The sequence below is a fragment of the Nocardioides sp. CPCC 206348 genome, assembly GCF_048654705.1.
Lineage (GTDB): Bacteria > Actinomycetota > Actinomycetes > Propionibacteriales > Nocardioidaceae > Nocardioides.
Window position 1 is genome coordinate 72058 of sequence record NZ_JBMCZA010000229.1, and the last position, 839, is coordinate 72896.

An 839-nucleotide genomic window follows, 5' to 3' on the forward strand; every position below is an offset into this window, starting at 1 on the left:
GCCGTAGTTGGTACGGCCCCACAGCGCTGCGTGGCTGGCGCTGGCCGCGAGGTCGGCGAGGACGTCGACGGGGTCGGCACCGGGACGGAAGTGCCCGGTCACCTCGTGCACGTGGTCGATGAACGTGAAGGCCCGCATGCTCTGGAACACCTCGCGCAGGGCGAACACGAACAGCAGCGTGAACTGCGCGAAGTTGGCGGTCGAGCCGCTCACGTCGCAGAGGACGACGAGGTCGGTGCGGTGCGGTCGCTTGGGCCGGTGGTGGGTGGTCATGGGTACGCCGCCGGTGGCCATCGACGCACGCACGGTCCGCCGGAAGTCCAGCGGCGCCGAGCGGGAGTGCCGGGAGTGCTGTTCCTTCGCGAGCCGGGTGGCGAGGCGCCGGGCGAGCGGGAAGATCTCCTTGCGCATCTCGTCGAGGTCCGTGCGGCGGGCCGCCATGAACGCGAGGTTGTCGATGCTCGGGCGTACCGCCACCTCGGCGACGTGGTCGGGCCCCTTCTCCTCGGCGATCCGTCGGCGGGCATCGCTCTCGACCAGAGCCGTGAACTGACCGATCCGCCGGTTGGCGATCCGGCGGGCGTCCTCCTCGTCGGCACCGTCGGCCATCAGGCCCTGGACCAGCCGGTCGACGAGCTCCTGGGGAGCGACCCGCTGCAGCGCGGTGTACGCCGACCACGAGGAGAGTCCGGGACCGCGCCCGGGCATCGAGCCGAACGTGCCGACCATCTCGGCCGCCATCCGCTGCAGCTCGGCCGGATCCATGGCGCCGGACTCCAGCATCTCGGCCAGGCGGTCGCGGAAGCTCAGCAGGGCCTCGGCGTTGTCGCGGACCGGGC

Annotated in this window: 1 protein-coding gene; it reads right to left on the reverse strand. The window is 71.9% G+C overall.

Translation table 11 applies throughout. The features are described from left to right. Positions 1-839, reverse strand: an 839-nt coding sequence (locus ACOADB_RS26175; protein WP_378605897.1) for a VWA domain-containing protein, incomplete at both ends; no start/stop codon positions are given.